Raw genomic sequence first — 15,483 nt, forward strand, 5'->3', positions numbered from 1 at the left:
GGGTCCTCATTCGATGATAAAGCTGGCACCGCTGGTCGCGGCTGGTAGCCCGGTGCGGGGAGCATCGCGGCCTCGCGGCGAACTCGCCAACGTGTTCGTCAAAGTGCGCCCTGCGTCTGAAGGCGGTCCGATGCGGTCAGTGGGCGCGCTCATCTTGCTCGGACTCGACCCCGGTCGGACGATGTACGGCGTGACAATAATGACGAGCTCCGTCTCCTGCTTTTGAAATGAGGAGGAGCGAAACAGCGCCCCCAGGATCGGCACATCGCCTAACCAAGGAAAAGTATTAACGTCAGTGTTGAAATTGCGCCTGATGAGCCCCCCGATTGCAAAGCTTTGACCGCTGGCAAGCTCGACCACGGTACTGGCACGCCGTGTGGAGAGACCAGGCACAGATATTCCGTTAACGCTGACTTCACCTTCTTTCGACAACTCGCTGACTTCAGGCTTCACCTGGATATTGATCTGATTGTTGCTGAGAACGGTCGGGACGAACTCCAGGCTGATTCCGAATTGACGGAATTGGACTGAGACTTGCCGATTGTCCTGCATGACTGGAATTGGAAATTCGCCGCCTGCCAGGAAACTTGCTGATTGGCCAGACATGGCGGTAAGATTCGGTTCAGCCAAGACAGACGCGAGGTGCTCGTTGGCGAGTGCGTCAAGAACGGCACTGACGTTGGCACTGCCAACTCCGAATCCGATGCTTGCCGTGCCGCCGCCACGACCAGCGCCGGCACCGCCAGGTTTGCCACTGCTGAAGCCGAAAACGAAAGCGCCGTTTTGACCCGAGGCAGAGAGGTTAATCCCGAGCTCCTTCATCGCGCTGCGCGAGACCTCGGCTACGCGCACGCTCAAGTTGACCTGTAATGAGCCGGCCACCTGGATCCTGTTCACGACCAGCGCACCCGCACCGAGAAACTGCTCCGTGATCTTCTTGGCGCTCTCGACGACTTCGGCGTTGGGCGCTATCCCGCTTAGAATCGCGCCGCGTGGTGTATAGATGACTTGGATTGGATAGTCCCCGAGCTCCGCCTTCAACGCGGCGCGCAGATCATCGATAGGTTCGCTGACGACAATACGAAGCTCGGCTAAAGCCTCTCCATTATCGTTCAAAGCGAAGAAGCTGGTCCGTCCCGACTTTTTTCCAAACACGAAGATGGTCGTGTTCGACGGCGCCTGATAGTCCGCGATCGTCGGGTCGGCAACAAAGATGCTCGCCGCCGGCGCTGGAAGATGAACGGTCTTGCCTTGAGAGGAGGAAAGACTCAGAGTTCCGCTAAGGCTGTCAGAACTCGCGCGCGGCGCCCGCTGACTAGCGTCCCGTTTCATCTGAGCTGCGGCGGTCAAAGGAAATAGCAGAGCGAGCGTGCACAGAGCACCGAAAAGACGGGGAAGAATGGCAGATGTGACGGAGTTCGGCCGTCTGCGGCTGCCAAGATCAGTATCAAAGATGAACTTCAAGGGTGCGTTGCTTTCGAGTTCGGCCGGCTAGGCGGCGGATGCTGCGCTATCCAGTTCAAGCGCGTAACCGACGCCACGCGCGGTTTTGATCCGCACCGTCGCACCCGACTGGTTCAAATGAATGCGTAAGCGATAGATTCCTACTTCCAGGGCGTTGGTCGAAACTTCGTCGTCAAACGCATAGAGGCCTTCCTCCAGTGACGCTCGCGGCACGGTGCGCCCTGCGCGGCTGAGCAGATGTTCAAGAATGCAGATTTCGCGGCGCGCAATCCTTAATGGCCGACCATCAACTGAGACTTGCCGGCCGATAGGGTCAAAATGTAGATTGCCGAACATAACGACGGGTGCCGTCATTTGCGTCGATCGCCGCAAGATGGCTCGCATGCGAGCGATGAGCTCATCGATAGACAACGGCTTAGGCAGGAAATCGTCGGCACCACCATTGAAGATCGCAATCCGTCTGCCGAGATCGTTCAGACTGCTCATCATCATCGCGGGTGTCGAGCATCCCTCGCGTCTCAACTGCTTCAGCCAGTCCAAGCCATCTCCATCCGGCAGAACCAGCTCGAGCAAGAGCACGTGATAGCTAGCGCAGCCTAGAGCAATCTCCGCTTCGTCAAGGGTGCGGATGACATCCACGGCAAAACCGCGAGCCAATAGCGCTTCCTTTACAGCGCGCGCAAAGTCCGCATCACGATCAACTAGGAGAATTCGCATTTCATCGCCTCTCGTCCATCCACGCCAAGACCTGAGCGCGTCACGATCGATTATGAGGTGCGAGGAAACTGAGAAACGTTCGCCTCGGCGTAAATCTCGCGAGCCAGGAGCGAGGAAGAAGAACAGGGTATCTGGCGACCAATCTTAGTGAATCTGTCGCTATCCGATTGGTAACTGCGACGGACCGCCTGGGACCGCGCGCGTCGACAGCGACGCTGGCATGCTCCTTGTGCCGAGAATAACGCCAGAATCGATTCACTGCGTCCAAGGGCATCGTACGCTGATGTAACTGCGCGCCAATCGCAGCGGTGTTTGCAACCACTGACCCGGCGGCGGCTTCGAGATCACCATAACACGTATTCGAAGCCAAAGCGTAGGAGATAATGGCTGGAGTTGTAATTGAACGGACAGGTGAGATCGACATTTGAAGCTCTCCGACTTGCCTTAGTCCGCGGTCTTGAATGCCGTCGATCTTGTGGCCTCGCCAAATCACGACAGACGCAGTTTCTTCCGCGTTTAAGGGCAAATCATGCCCCCGTAGCTAGCTCATGCACACAGCGCTGCTATGCGAGACGAAACGACAGATGTGCTGCCGGCTAGAGAGAAATCCTCTCGCTAGCCGGTGACGGACACGCAAAGCGCGGACGATCCCGACCTTCAGTCGCGTACAACTGCCGCGACGCTGCAGTCCATCGAAGGCAGCGTATCTGGGGTGAATTCGGCGCAGGTAGGCGCCGTCACGCATCTGGTTCGGGTGATTGCGCTTGGTGCATTTCATGTTTCGTGATGAACAGCCGCGGGATGATCGGCTCTCGAACTTCAAGTTGTGTCGCGCGCGGCAAGGATGATGCGAAGACAGCCGGCGTTGCTGTTGAGCGGTCCGTCCTGCTTCGCCTGCAACTGGGCCGGCGCAGGTTCCTCCGTCCGGCACGTCCGCGGTGTTGAAAAGACGCACTCGAGAGCAGCGCTCAGTCAGCGTGACGGGGCCGAGCGGCGTGGTATCGGGCATTTGAGACGTTCGCAATTCTTGCTACCTGTCAGGAACTGTTCGCGCGATCCTAGTTCTGTCGCGACGCGTGTCGGGAATCCTACAATCTGACGCTGCGTGAGAATCAAGTGCCTTTGATCGCTGGTGGCAGGAGTGCACTCAAAGTTGTAGGCCTCCTGCAGCACCGACGACACAGCCCGGACGGGGTCATCGATCGCGCAAAGTGGTCGGTCCAGCCCTTCCCGCGTCGTGAGCATCTCGTCTGTCCAAATCCTGTACGGCGCCGGCAGCAGTCGCAGCCAACGGGTGTTCATGAGAGCCAGTCCTTCTTGACGCGTTTTTAGGGGATGGATTGTTGACGGTGCAATTGATCGATCCACATCAGACGCTGTCATTGGCAGCCAGACTGCTATTAAGCCGCATGCCCTGATCTAAACCATGGCGTCCACGTTGATGCAGGTATGTGTGGACCTGGCCGAATCGGCCATGAACTGACTGATAAGAGAACCGATTGTCACACGACATTCCTGAATGCACTTCCAAAGAATCGGTGATTGACTATGGGGCATTCAGGTAAGAGCGGAAAAATCAATTAATTCGATGGAACACATCCAAGCGACGAATAGACGTTAAGATGGTCCACCGAGTGTCGCGCGCGCGGTCAAGGTCATAGCGACCCACGCATAACACAAGCTGATCCTCAAAGAGATCGCGACTCTCATCCATCACGAAACGTCGGGAGAAGCTGGCAGTGAAACGGCACCGGACATTAATTGTTCGACGACCGGAACGCACAAGCGCGACCGATCGCGGATCGGCTGTTCATGTCGGCCATGCACTGGGGAAGCTAGCCGGACCGAACAAGGCGTAGGACGGATTTATCGCCGCCGGGTCGCGCGAAGGCGGGGAGCGCATGAGCGACCTTTGTCGGTGGCGTGCCGCAAGCGCAGCGGGAGCCTTGTGGTAGGTGTCAGAGCGGACTGCAACCTCAGTACCTCGAGTTCAGCTGGCAATGCAGGCCCATGGACCAGCGGTCGCGTGGGCTGACGAGAGAAACTCGAGGCGCTCGAGCCGACTACCATTTCGCGTTCGCCCCGCTTTGCGGCCACGTGGAAAGGTGGAGGGCGTACGACCAGTGGTGCCGGCGCGCCGACCGAATTGCCCAACTTGCACTGCTTCGGCTGGTTCGCTCGAATCTGCTCGCGCGAGAAGCGCAGCCACACCGCTTCCGTTTCTTCCAGAGGTCTTTTCGCCGCGCCGTTCTTTCTGAGGTTCCCACGGTGACCTATCGGCGCTTTCACAGAAGGCGCTCTCCGGCGGTAGCCGGCGATCCCGTTCAGCCAACCTTTTGTGTGGTAACGGTCGCTATATCATACCCGTTGAGGTTCCTGTAGCGATCGCCAAGGCTTCTGAACAAGTCGCCCATCTCGTTCGATCGGACAGTGAATTCTCCATAGTTAGGATCAAAGAGGGTGGTCATTCCATTCGACGTCGAGGTCGCAATTGTATGTGCGCCACCTTCGGCGAAACGCAAGCTGAGCAGATAGACCGATGGGTCTTGCGCGATTTCGTTTACTATCTGCGCGATGTGCGAGGACGTACCGAACCCATATCGCGTCTGTTCTCGGGATGGATCCAAGCCTGCTTCCCGCATCGTTCTGCTTATTGCATGAAGGTTGTGAGAACCTGGCGCCCCATCGCTTCGCAGCAGGCTCCAGAGGTCCTGATAGCGCTGCTGCCGCACTGCCGCTGAGGCGTGACTTTGCGACCCGGGTCGCAGCGCCCTCATTCGCGATGATGGACTGCTCGGCAGATTGAGGAGCCACTCCGCCGCCAAACCAACGCAGATGCCATCGACATTCGCGCCGGGCAGTTCGGCGGTCCTGTAGTCGAACAGAGGGACAGTCGGTCTTGGCGGAGAGGATGGACTGGAGCTAGAAGACGGAGAGGATATGCTTGGGCTGGAGGAGCTCGGAGTGTGAATATGCGCATCCGAGGTATGTGGCTTGCTGCAGCAGAGTCCCATTTTGTCGGACACCTCACCAAATGACAGATTCCCCTGCAGCGCGAGTTCCGCAAGCCTCGCGGCAAATTCGCCATTTTCCGCGAACTGGTTCGATTCGATAGCTTGATTGGCGCCTGTGGATGAGCCACTGATGCGATTATACATGGCGATTCCCGCGTCCCTTGAGCGTACGTTCCATGAGTGCGGACCTCTTAGGCCCTGCTGCGAGTTATATTCAGTCAAGCTGACGACGAGCTGACCGGCGGGTGTGCCGAGCCGAGAGAGGACGAAGAGCGGGATCGTCAGCTTGACGCGCAGCCGACTCGAAGTCGGGGCGGGAAAAATGTCAGGCCTGTGCGGCCGAGGTCTCAATGATTGGCTCCTCTCTCTCGCGCGCGCGGCGAGCCGGGTCACATGGCCAGCCTTTGTCTGTCATCACGGCGCACAGGCACGTGGCGCGCGTCAGCTTCAGCAGCAGACTGCTTGGTGCCTACGATACGGGCGCTGCTGGTCCAGGAGGACAGAGCGCTCATGGCTCAAGCTCGCCTCAGCCAATCCCGCTTGCCAGCAATGGTGATTGCGACCTCATACAGATGCTCTGCCGTCACCGGGCAACGAACACGTTGGCGTATGCGAAAGCGAACTGACGGCCGTGCGTCCTGCGGATCCGCAATGAGCTGCTGCTTCACCAGCCTCAAGCCCAACTGGCACACGCCTCCCGCACGCAAGGAGGCGGGCTATTCAGTCACTGCTCTGGCGTCTCCTACGGATTCGATTCGGTTGCGGTTCCACGTTTGTCCAGATTGCCGCCCAGAAACAAGCGCTCGGTTTCCCGGGTTGGGATCTTGCCGAGCGAGCACATGAGATCCACATCGGCATCTATGTTGTCGTTGTCTTCGACGTTCACCCTAGCGCGATGCTGCTCATGACGTCGTCGGGTGTCCAGACGGCGGACTTCGGTATGGAGGGGGGCAGCGTGCTTCCATTGTTAGCGATTGCTTGCGTCCAGAGGTCGCGCGCAACAAGCAGGTTTGACGGGTCCTCGACCGGCGACACAAAGGATATGCTGTCCGACCGCGCATATGCCATCCAGCTTGGGGCGCGCCCGGTCTATAGGATATCCTTCCAGAGGATCTCCAACCGAAGAATGCTCGCGCCCGTGTTACGCACATGCGATATTGCGCTCGTGTTAGCTTCCCTGCGTGGCATGCAATCCTTTTCTTGAAAAGCGCCTTAGCGTCACATACGGCGATGCCGCAACATCGTCGAAAATACGCTTGCCATCGCCACTGCCGTGGGAAGCCCCGGCCGGAGGCGACCACTGTGCTGATTGCTGCTCGGCCACCACGATCCGGTTCCGGAGAAGATTGATGGGGTGGACGCCCCCCTGACGGCATCGCTGTGCCAAAGTGGTGTCGGTGATCATCACTTGAACGGAGGCGTCCATGACGGAAGTTAACACAATCGGTTTGGATCTGGCGAAGAATGTGTTCCAGGTGCATGGCGGGGATCCGTCGGGAAGTGTGCTGTTCAGGAAAAAGCTGCGCCGCGATCAGGTGCTTGGGTTCCTTGCCACGCAGCCGACCTTCACGGTCGCCATGGAGGCATGTGCCGGCGGCCATTACCGGGCGCGGGAGATTGCGAAGCTGGGACATGCTGTCCGGCTGATCGCTCCAGGTTACGTCAAGCCTTTCGTGAAGCGGCAAAAGAACGATGCCGCTGACGCCGAAGCGATCTGCGAAGCAGCCCAGCGGCCGACCATGCGGTTCGTGGCCGTGAAGAGCGAAGAGCAACAAGCTGCGGCCATGGTGTTTCACGTTCGTGACCTTGTGGTGCGCCAGCGGACCCAGACCATCAATGCGATACGTGGGCATCTTGCTGAATTCGGACTGGTGGCCGCGCAGGGGCTCTTCCATGTGACCAAACTTGTTGCGGCAATTGAGAACGATTCCACCATCCCTGAAGCTGCCCGCCCAATCCTGTTTCTGCTCGTTGAGCAGCTACGGTCGCTGGACGCGAGAGTGGCCGTGCTTGATCGCGAGATTGCCCGGCGCGCCAGGGAGGATGCGGAAGCCCGGCGATTGATGACCATTCCCGGTATAGGACCGATCACGGCTACAGCACTTGCCGCGTTGGCGCCATCTGCTCAGATCTTCAAGAGAGGTCGCGATTTTGCGGCATGGCTCGGCCTCACGCCGCTGCAACGCTCCTCGGGCGGCAAGCAGAAGCTTGGGGAGACATCTCGGATGGGCGAACGAACCTTGCGTCGCCTGCTGATCATCGGAGCCAGCGCCACCGTGCGCTGGGCCATGCGAAAGGGATCGATGACGGATCCTTGGCTCTCGCGGATGCTGGAGCGCAAGCCGCCCATGCTGGTGATCGTCGCCTTGGCCAACAAGACGGCGCGCATCGTCTGGGCGTTGATGGCCAGGGGCGGCATTTACCGGACGCCGGCGTTGGCAGCGAGATAGTCCGCTCCTCGAGCGGACTACCCAAGTGTGAGAAGGTCGAACGGAGAGTATGGCGTTACGGTCAAAGAGACGGGATCGGGAAAACCAGATCATGGATACGTGCTTCGAGCACGCGAGGTTGAGTTGGACCCGTTCCGCGAACTCCCATAAGGGCCGGCGGCATGTGACAGCCGCATCAGAGGCCGGACACATGTCAGCACCCACGCTCTGCGCTCTTCGAAAAGATTCTTCTTGCACCAACGGGGGCGTCCACACATGTCCATGAAGTTCAGTGGCAGAGGCCCGTCGATCCTGTCGTGCTTGCTGTCGGCTACAAGCGTGCGCAGGATGATCAAGACCGATGAGCCATCGCCGAAACGCCGAGGTTCTCAATGCGCTGCAGACCGGCAAAAATGTGAAGCTCATAGTGGACCTGACCCGCTGTACCATGGCCGATGGCGGCCCGAGCCGGCCACGCAGGCCGGGATGGTTATCAGCGCCTTCAGGGTGACTGCCCAGAACGGCATTAGCTTCGCCAATGCGCATCACACGGGTGGACACCTTCGGGACACGCCGTAACGGAATACATTCGCTACAGCCTCGGCCGCGAAGGCGAGCTCACGGGCGTCAAAGCTGGTTGGCGAGGCGGCCGAAGCGAACCAGGGCAAATTCGTCCGCGAACTGACGGACGGCGCGAAGTTCGTCTGGTAATTGCAAAAAAGCACTGCGTAGGGGCGAGGGTCCGCCTTAGCTACTTCGAGATGTGCAGGAGTTACGCGAGACATGGCGGCGAGTTGTCGTGCGTTGTGTAATGCTCGCAACATATTGGCCGACACCAAACAAGCGTGAGTGCGCTTTCGAAGAGACGGCACGTGCCGCGCTTGGTTTTTGCGTCCATGTGCCGACGCAGCGGCGGGTGTGCGGCATCAGGCGACTGGCCCGGCTTTTGCTCTGCTGCTTGCCGAGGACGTGCGGCTCCCCCTTCTTGTCGAGAACGTCCGCTGCATCTCATGTGACCAAAGGCGATGCCGTGAAGAATTGGAGTTCCGCGACCAAGGTGCTAGCCACGGCTAGTGTTACCCTGGCCTTGATGACCCGCTCCCCTTTGGCGGCCGAATACAAACCGGATGATCGCAGCAATCCTAGCCGCGTTGGTGAAAGCAGGAGTGTGCTTGGCCAGATCACAGTCACCTGCGAACAACCTGCAAGCTTCGCGCTGCAGAACGGCCTGCAGGTGGTGGTGATCCCCGATCACCGCACCCCGGTTGTGACGCAGATGATGTGGTACAAGGTCGGTTCCGCCGACGAGACCCCCGGCAAATCGGGATTGGCGCATTTCCTCGAACACCTGATGTTCAAGGGAACCGCCAAACATCCGGCCGACGAATTCTCCCAGACGGTGCTCAGGGTGGGCGGCAATGAGAACGCCTTCACCTCGACCGATTACACCGGCTATTTCCAGCGCGTGCCGCGCGAGCAGCTCGGCAAGATGATGGAATTCGAAGCCGACCGGATGACCGGCCTGATCCTGCATGACGAGAACGTGCTGCCGGAGCGCGACGTCGTGCTGGAAGAATACAACATGCGCGTCGCCAACAATCCGGATGCGCGGCTCACCGAGCAGATCATGGCGGCGCTCTATCTCAACCACCCCTATGGCCGCCCGGTGATCGGCTGGCACCAGGAAATCGAAAAGCTCGACCGCGAGGACGCGCTCGCCTTCTACAAGCGCTTCTATGCGCCGAACAACGCGATCCTGATCATCGCCGGCGACGTCGACGCCAATGAGATCCGCCCGATGGTGGAGAAGAATTTCGCCGACATTCCCGCACAGCCATCGATTCCCGCCAAACGGCTGCGTCCGCAGGAGCCGACGCCGACCTCGCCGCGCACGGTGACGCTCGCCGATCCGCGCGTCGAGCAGCCGACCTTGCGCCGCTACTACCTGGTCCCGTCGGCCGCCACCGCGGCGGTGGGCGAGAGCCCCGCGCTCGACGTGCTCGCGCAACTGATGGGCGGCGGCGCCAATTCCTATCTCTACCGCTCGCTGGTGATCGACCGTCAGCTCGCGATCTCGACCGGCGCCAATTACCAGGGCACCTCGCTCGATCCCTCGCAGTTCATCATCTCCGCATCGCCAAAGCCCGGCGTCGACTTCGTGCAGATCGAGGACGCCATCGACAAGGTCATTGCTGAGATCGCGCAGAACTCGCCGCGCGCCGAGGACCTCGAACGGGTCAAGACCCAGTTGATCGCGGAATCGATCTACGCGCAGGACAACCAGGCAATGCTGGCGCGCTGGTATGGCGGCGCGCTCACCACGGGTTTGAGCGTCGACGATATCAGGAGCTGGCCCGACCGCATCCGCTCCGTCACCGCCGAGCAGGTCCGCAAGGCCGCGCAAGACTGGCTCGACAAGAAACGGTCGGTGACTGGTTACTTGATCAAGGATGTTGCGCCCAAACGCGAGGAGAAGCGCTCGTGACCTATTCCCTCACACGGCGTTCGGTCCTGATCGGCGGCAGCGCGCTCGCGCTGACGACGATGCTCGCATCGCGCCCGTCGCAGGCTGCAACCAAGATCCAGCGCCTGGTCTCGCCGGGCGGCATCGAGGCCTGGTTCGTGCAGGATTCGACCGTGCCGCTGATTGCGATGGAATATGCCTTCGGCGGCGGCGCCAGCCAGGATCCCGCCGGCAAGCCCGGCGTCGGCAATCTGGTCGCCGACCTCCTCGACGAAGGCTCGGGCGATCTCGATTCCAAGACCTTTCATGAGCGGCTCGATCGCCGCGCCATCGAATTGAGCTTTTCCTCGCAGCGCGACAATTTCCGCGGCTCACTGCGCATGCTCAAGGACAACAAGGACGAGGCCTTCGACCTCTTGCGCACGGCGCTGGCCTCGCCGCGCTTCGAGGGGAGCGACGTCGAACGCATCCGCGCGCAGGTGCTGTCCAACCTGCGCCGCGAATCCACCAACCCGAGCGCGCTCGCAGGCCGCAGATTCCTCGAAGTCGCGTTCGGCGACCATCCCTATGGCCGTCACGCCCAGGGCACACTGGAGAGCGTGCCGACGATCGAGATCGCCGAGCTCAAGGACTATGTCCGCCGCGTGCTCGCCAAGGACACGCTCAAGGTCGCCGTGGTCGGAGATGTCGATCCGGACACGCTTGGCAAGTTGCTCGACAGGACCTTTGGCGGACTGCCGGCCACGGCAACGCTGACGCCGGTCGCCGACATCGTCGCGGCCAAGCCGTCGCAGTGCGTCTTCATTCCGCTCGACGTGCCGCAGACGGTCGTGACCTTCGGCGGCCCCGGCATCCGCCGCAGCGAGCCGGATTTCATGCCGGCCTATGTCGTCAACCACATTCTCGGCGGTGGCGGATTGTCCTCGCGGCTTTACCGCGAGGTGCGCGAGAAGCGCGGGCTTGCTTACTCCATCTATGAAGCGCTGGTCTGGATGGAGCATTCCGCGCTGTTCATCGGCAATACCGGCACTCGCGCCGATCGCGCCGGCGAGACGCTGGACGCGATCGACAAGGAAGTCCGCCGCATAGCCGAGCAAGGCCCGACCCAAAAGGAGCTCGACGAGGCCAAGTCCTATCTGAAGGGGTCACAGATGCTGGCGCTCGATACCTCGTCGAAGCTTGCGCAGGCGATGCTGCAGTATCAGATCGACAACCTGCCGATCGACTATATCGAGAAGCGCAACGCCATCGTCGATGCGGTGACGCTGGACGACGCCAAGAAGGTATCGCAGCGGCTCTGGGGCCAGGGTCTGCTCACCATCATCGTCGGCCGCCCCCCGCTGGCCGCAGCCTGGTCGACCGCCGCGCCATCGGCCGCTACGCCGGCACCAGCAGTACAGCCAGACGCCGCGCCGTCAGCCGCAACACCGCCAACACCCAAGTAAGTTTGTGTTCGTGAGGTGACATGCGATCTGAAGTTCTTCTTTGCGGTGTCACAACAGCTGCGCTCGTTCGGGTCATTAGGCGGGCAGCAGGGATTCCACCAGCCCTCTGGAGCTGGAGTGGAGAGATATCGATGGGCGTCGGCGGGTGCTACGGGCTGACATCATTCAGCGATCCCTATGGTCAGTCACGCTATGGAGACGTTGTCGACACCCCTGTGTTCCCGGCCGGAGGTCAGATCGCTACCACTGGCAGAGGGAGCGCTGGGTTTTTGGCGTTGAATTGATGCTAAATTAGTGGCGCTGTCTCGCACGGTACAATCAGCTGTCTTGCCGTCCCCGGCTTTGTCGTCAGCGCAAACTGCAACGCCAGTTCCAGCGTTTTTGTCACCGGGACGGCTCGCCTGGGTTATGCGTTGGCCAGCAGGGCCACATGCCGGTTTATCTGAAGGGGAGGGTGGCTTGGTAACACAATTGCGGCGATGTCGCCAACAACAACGAATTCCGTAGCAGAAGTGACCCATTTGGCTGGGCGTCACAGAATGCCACCCATTTCGACTATGGTGATGTCGGTGGCACAATCGGACCAGGCGTTGAGACAGCGCTCACGCCAGCATGGTCCGGGACGCTTGAGTACCACTATTTCAGGTTCGGCGGACCAGGTGTCGCAACCCCTCCGACGCTACAGTATGCGCCGTTGGCCGCCGATCAAGAATAGGCGATGCTGCCGAGGGATTTCGTCCGATGGGTACAAAAGTAAAGCGTCACGAACCAGAAACAGTGAGGGAAGACAGCACGTTCTGCACGTGAGGTGCAGAGGCTAAGGGCGCATCGCCGCTCCCGTCATCACCGGAGGCGAGTTGACTAGCTAAAGAGACCAGCCTTAGCTAATTCCGTGGTGATTCTCCCATCACCCTCTTCACTCGCTCTCCGCAACCCCGACCAGCTCCGACGAAATGATCGCTGCCACCGCGCGCCTGGAGGCAAGATTGGAAGCTTCACGACACTCGCAATTAAAGGGTCGGATTGACAGTCAACGTGCCAAAGCGCGCGGAGGCGAGCGATAGAGTTTGACACTGGATTCCCGCGATCTATGACCGGGACCTGTGGGCCGTGCGCAAAATCCATTTCCGGGTCGAGGACGTTGTCCGATCAGCTTGCGCTGAAGCCGGACCTTGTCGCGGTGGCGGCAGGAAAGCCCCAGGTCTGCCAGGATATCCATCGGCCGCACGAATGCTGCGTGGGCGTCGGCACAAGTAAGTCTAATTCGGCCCTTGTCATTTCCTTCTCTCCGAACGCTATGCCTCATCGCACGGGGCGTTTCCCACAGGCGCACTTGGCGCGAGTAAGTCTATTCCGCTGGCTGGACGGTGGAACGCTCCCCGGCTGCGCCGCCCCGCTGCCTCAAAAATTGCAGCCTATCGCGTTCTTCAGCCAGTCTCAGGATAAATACGAACACGGGAGCCGCCGTCCGTCTCCTGCAGCTCGGCCCTGTAAGGCACGCCTCGGATGTTGATATAGGTCGGGCGCCCGAGTTCCGGCATGCGGTGCTCCCCCTCTAGCACACGGACAAGGTAAGTCGGAAGCCAGCGTTCGCGGTGCTGCCACCCTCCGCGGATAAGAAACCCAAGATCCGCGAGGGGCTGACGGGATGGCCCAGCTTCATTCGATGGCCCAGCTTCATTCATCGGTCTCGCGCGAGGATGATGGATGAGACGAACGTCCCTGCGCCCTCCCGGCCCAAACGTGGCCGAGTAGCGTTCACCGTTGATTGCGAACTGGCTTGGGCCGAACTGGTTCGGCAGGAGATTGATATTACTCATTACATCGATCAGAACGTCCGAGGCCGGTTGCGAGCCGTGGCGCCAGCCCTCGCCGACGATAGGTCCGATATCCAGTAGCTGCTCAGGGGCTCCTGATGTCCCGACGAATGACGGCGCTCTCGCGAGCTCAGGCACCGGCGCAGAGTGAGCATCGTCCCGCAACTGATACGGTGTGGGCGGATTCAGGTTAACCAGTGGCTCTAGACCGCCGTAGATCTGTGATGAGTGGGCCCTGGATGGCTCGGGTTCTTGCATCTGCTCCCTAAACCAATTCCAAGCTCCCGCGCTCGGGGTGGCCGGCGTTGCGGGAAGTCCCTGCGACGGGCTGGGCTCCGGGCCATGACGCGGTGTAAACGAGGATGACGCGGGTTCTTGCATCTGCTCTCTAAACCAATCCCAAGCGGCCGCGCTCGGAGTGGCCGGCGTTGCCGAAAGCCCTTGCGTAGGGCTGGGCTGCGGGCCTTGGTGCGGTGTGAGCGAGGACGACGCGGGTTCTTGCATCTGCTCCCTAAACCAATCCCAAGCTCCCGCGCTCGGGGTTGCTGGCGTCACCGGAAGCTCCTGCCGCGATGCGGGCTGCTGGGAGCCTGCCTCGGCGAACGGACGCGCGTCCTCAGGAGGAGGCAACCCTAACGCTCTGTTCGCCTCGAGGACTTGTTGGTATCGCCGAAGCCTGAGCAAATCAGCATTGATTTTGGTGTCCTCGGTTTGCTGCCTGTACTGCTCAACATCTCGGGTCAGCCCATCGTCATTGAGTCGGCCAGCCATGGCTCCCTTTTCGCGCGTTTGCAGCCACTCACTCAGCCTGTAAAGGCGGCGTGCCTGTCGATCGACAGTCTGTGGCTCAATACTGCGTGTCGCCTTTTCCGCGCTGGCCCACATGTCGATGAGGGTTGCGTCTGCGGGATAAGGAGCCAGGCGGCGGATATCAGCTGATAGGGCCTTTCCGGCGCCGACCTCGCGGAGCTTTTTCAATGCCGCTTTGATGCGCCTGCTGCGATCCTTCGCATAGGTTTCCACATCGTCGTCCAAGCCAGCTTCCAACTCAGGGTTGCCAATTCGATCCGCGATTGATGGCCTTCGGTTCTGGTTGAGGCGGCCGCTCAAATGGCGCAGATCGGCTATCGCATTTCTGATGGTGCCGTCGCTCAGTGGTTTGGTGCCATCGTCCCGGGTGACACTGGCTTTGCTTCTGAAATCCTCAAACAGCGCATCGTCCTCCTCAGGGACGTCGCGTGTTCGGCCGGGCTGTTTGGCGTAATCCAGGCGAAAGGTCGTTGAAAGGATCTCTTGCGGCGCCGTGGAGTCAGACGGCTTTTTGCCGCCGCTCGCCCTAAACGCCTTTCCAACTCCTGATTTGATACGCGACCACAGCCCGCGACTTTTGCCGTTCTTCGTCTCAGTCGCGCGGTACTCCTCAGATTGCAGCGTATAACGCGTACTGCCGAACACATCATCCCCTAAAGTTGACCGCGGCGATACTTGGGCCGAATCTCGAAAGTTAGCGCGGGGGAGGTCCACGCTGTGCCGCGTGCTGCTGAACGAGTTGTCCCTCAAGCGTGAGGGTGGCGGCATCCGCATCGAACCGCCGAGCGCACCGCGCCGGATTCCACCATGGCTCGCTGCGGGACTCTCGTCAGGCGAACTAGACTTTGCGGAGTCCTCATCGGACGAATTGAGTTGCAGCTCGTCCATCTGCTGTTCAAAGCTTGCTTGCGGGCTCGTGTTACCCGATTGCTGCCCCACCCACGGCTGGGGATAGTAAGCTCGCGCGAATCCTTCCACATCAAAATCAAACAGATTGAAATTGCTATTCGTTCGCTCCATGGGCACCTCACATTACATAGCGATTAAAAGCGACGAAACCTTCGGCCAAGAATCCGGCTGCAGACGCCCAAAATCAGCACACAATCAACCATCACGTGCCGCGGCCGAAACCGCCGCCAACCCCTCCGATAACGCCGAGATCAAACGCTCCGATGTTCATTCCTTCATGAGTACGTGGCGTCGCCGTCTAGATATCGAGGTTCTCATCCTAAGAGAGCTAGCTGTTTAGAAGCTGACCAGTCTGAGAAGGTCACAATGTGCTAATGCCGCCGGCATTGGTCTCTCAAGAAATATGCCGCGTAC

The 15,483-nt window shown here is 60.1% G+C and carries 9 protein-coding genes and 1 pseudogene; 4 read left to right on the forward strand and 6 right to left on the reverse strand.

The features are described 5' to 3' along the window. Nucleotides 1-6: 6 nt before the first annotated feature. From I6F35_RS18385 to I6F35_RS18405, 5 genes are all read right to left on the reverse strand, one after another. The gene (locus tag I6F35_RS18385) at nt 7-1,332 is read right to left on the reverse strand and encodes a type II and III secretion system protein family protein (protein ID WP_225119134.1); all 1,326 of its coding nucleotides are present in this window, start codon (nt 1,330-1,332) and stop codon (nt 7-9) included. A gap of 159 nt (nt 1,333-1,491) precedes the next feature. Then, nucleotides 1,492-2,181, reverse strand: coding sequence for a response regulator transcription factor (locus I6F35_RS18390; RefSeq protein ID WP_208829578.1), 690 nt, complete (start codon nt 2,179-2,181; stop codon nt 1,492-1,494). A 2,324-nt stretch (nt 2,182-4,505) separates the two neighbouring features. After that, nucleotides 4,506-5,339, reverse strand: coding sequence for a YopT-type cysteine protease domain-containing protein (locus tag I6F35_RS18395; RefSeq protein WP_208829577.1), 834 nt, complete (start codon nt 5,337-5,339; stop codon nt 4,506-4,508). Nucleotides 5,340-5,937: 598 nt separating this feature from the next. Beyond that, nucleotides 5,938-6,081, reverse strand: a complete 144-nt coding sequence (locus I6F35_RS18400) for a hypothetical protein (RefSeq protein WP_208829576.1) — start codon at nt 6,079-6,081, stop codon at nt 5,938-5,940. A 282-nt stretch (nt 6,082-6,363) separates the two neighbouring features. Further along, nucleotides 6,364-6,600: a hypothetical protein gene (locus I6F35_RS18405; RefSeq protein WP_225119094.1), complete on the reverse strand. Its 237-nt coding sequence runs from the start codon at nt 6,598-6,600 to the stop codon at nt 6,364-6,366. Between the two features lie 19 nt (nt 6,601-6,619). On the opposite strand from I6F35_RS18405, the gene I6F35_RS18410 reads away from it, so the two are divergent. The 4 genes and pseudogenes from I6F35_RS18410 to I6F35_RS18425 all read left to right on the forward strand — a co-directional run bounded on the left by I6F35_RS18410 (nt 6,620) and on the right by I6F35_RS18425 (nt 11,533). Continuing rightward, nucleotides 6,620-7,645: an IS110 family transposase gene (locus tag I6F35_RS18410; RefSeq protein ID WP_225119095.1), complete on the forward strand. Its 1,026-nt coding sequence runs from the start codon at nt 6,620-6,622 to the stop codon at nt 7,643-7,645. Between the two features lie 340 nt (nt 7,646-7,985). Beyond that, nucleotides 7,986-8,203 (forward strand): annotated as a pseudogene (locus tag I6F35_RS18415) (VirK family protein). Nucleotides 8,204-8,792: 589 nt separating this feature from the next. Beyond that, nucleotides 8,793-10,109, forward strand: a complete 1,317-nt coding sequence (locus I6F35_RS18420; protein WP_225119096.1) for a pitrilysin family protein — start codon at nt 8,793-8,795, stop codon at nt 10,107-10,109. A gap of 59 nt (nt 10,110-10,168) precedes the next feature. After that, nucleotides 10,169-11,533 (forward strand): pitrilysin family protein, encoded by a 1,365-nt coding sequence (locus I6F35_RS18425; RefSeq protein ID WP_225119135.1) that lies wholly within the window; start codon nt 10,169-10,171, stop codon nt 11,531-11,533. Between the two features lie 1,427 nt (nt 11,534-12,960). Here the strand turns inward: I6F35_RS18425 and I6F35_RS18430 are convergent. After that, the gene (locus tag I6F35_RS18430) at nt 12,961-15,180 is read right to left on the reverse strand and encodes a hypothetical protein (RefSeq protein WP_225119097.1); all 2,220 of its coding nucleotides are present in this window, start codon (nt 15,178-15,180) and stop codon (nt 12,961-12,963) included. Between the last annotated feature and the right edge of the window lie 303 nt (nt 15,181-15,483).

Origin of the sequence: Bradyrhizobium sp. BRP22, from assembly GCF_020194175.1 — a bacterium.
Classification (GTDB): domain Bacteria; phylum Pseudomonadota; class Alphaproteobacteria; order Rhizobiales; family Xanthobacteraceae; genus Bradyrhizobium.

Bases quoted from the DNA above. Each gene is read 5' to 3' on its own strand.
- I6F35_RS18390 (WP_208829578.1), bottom strand. From the start codon at position 2,181: ATGCGAATTCTCCTAGTTGATCGTGATGCGGACTTTGCGCGCGCTGTA.
- I6F35_RS18430 (WP_225119097.1), bottom strand. From the start codon at position 15,180: ATGGAGCGAACGAATAGCAATTTCAATCTGTTTGATTTTGATGTGGAA.
- I6F35_RS18395 (WP_208829577.1), bottom strand. From the start codon at position 5,339: ATGTATAATCGCATCAGTGGCTCATCCACAGGCGCCAATCAAGCTATC.
- I6F35_RS18410 (WP_225119095.1), top strand. From the start codon at position 6,620: ATGACGGAAGTTAACACAATCGGTTTGGATCTGGCGAAGAATGTGTTC.
- I6F35_RS18385 (WP_225119134.1), bottom strand. From the start codon at position 1,332: ATGAAACGGGACGCTAGTCAGCGGGCGCCGCGCGCGAGTTCTGACAGC.
- I6F35_RS18425 (WP_225119135.1), top strand. From the start codon at position 10,169: ATGCTCGCATCGCGCCCGTCGCAGGCTGCAACCAAGATCCAGCGCCTG.
- I6F35_RS18405 (WP_225119094.1), bottom strand. From the start codon at position 6,600: ATGATCACCGACACCACTTTGGCACAGCGATGCCGTCAGGGGGGCGTC.